This is a genomic window from Bartonella sp. MU70NMGDW, from assembly GCF_042194085.1.
Classification (GTDB): Bacteria; Pseudomonadota; Alphaproteobacteria; order Rhizobiales; family Rhizobiaceae; genus Bartonella; species Bartonella grahamii.
Genome location: NZ_JBHIMK010000519.1, coordinates 1 through 794, shown reverse-complemented (window position 1 = coordinate 794; position 794 = coordinate 1). Strand labels below are relative to the sequence as shown.

The 794-nt window shown below is 38.9% G+C and carries 1 protein-coding gene; it reads right to left on the bottom strand.

The features are described from left to right. Positions 1–794 (bottom strand): MFS transporter (locus tag ACFIKE_RS11920; protein ID WP_375650161.1); only part of this gene is annotated, 794 nt, incomplete at both ends.

Here is a 794-nt window from a genome sequence, read left to right as displayed (position 1 = left end):
CCTATTTGCTGTAATATGCGTGTGATAACTGCTGTATCTTTGACGTATAAGCTGTTGACATATTGGATGGGGGCGGAAAGGCAGACAATGGTGGTGATGCCAAGCCCTATGCCTCTTAGCAAGAATCCAAGCTCATCCATGCTTATATTATAGCCGAAGCATAATAATCCAAAGCTTGATATCACCAAACCAATTCCTATCATGAAAAAGGGAGTTTTTTCTTTCCATTTTTGGTAAATAAATTTCCTTCCGATCCATGCACCTACCCCTTGTAGAGCAAGGACTGCGCCGATGATGAGAAGGCTATTTTCATGGGCTTTTTCCATGGCAACGGCTAAAGGAAAATAAACGAGGAAGCTATAAAAAAGAAATGAAGCAACAAGCCCTATGATCATGAGTAATGTATAGCGCGCATTTTGAAATCCGCTAAAGACGATTAATTTGTTTTTTGCTTTCTGATTAGAAACAATGAACAATATGAGAGATATCACCGCTATAAGTGCTAGGATATATAAGTGATTTTTGTTATTGATGTTTCTGGCTTCTGTGAGATAGAAAAACGAAATAAGCGATATGAAAAATGCTAAAAATGCAAATAAGTTAAATTTTGTTTTTGTTGTTTCGTTGCTCTTTAAATGTTTTGCTCCAATGGTGAGTGCTAATAAAATGAGCGGAATATTGATAAAAAATAACAAACGCCAAGACACATACTGAGCAAGTGAGGCACCCACCAGCGGACTAAAGGCAGGAGCGAAAACTGTTGGTACGGCTATGGTGCCCATGGCTTGGCGCAC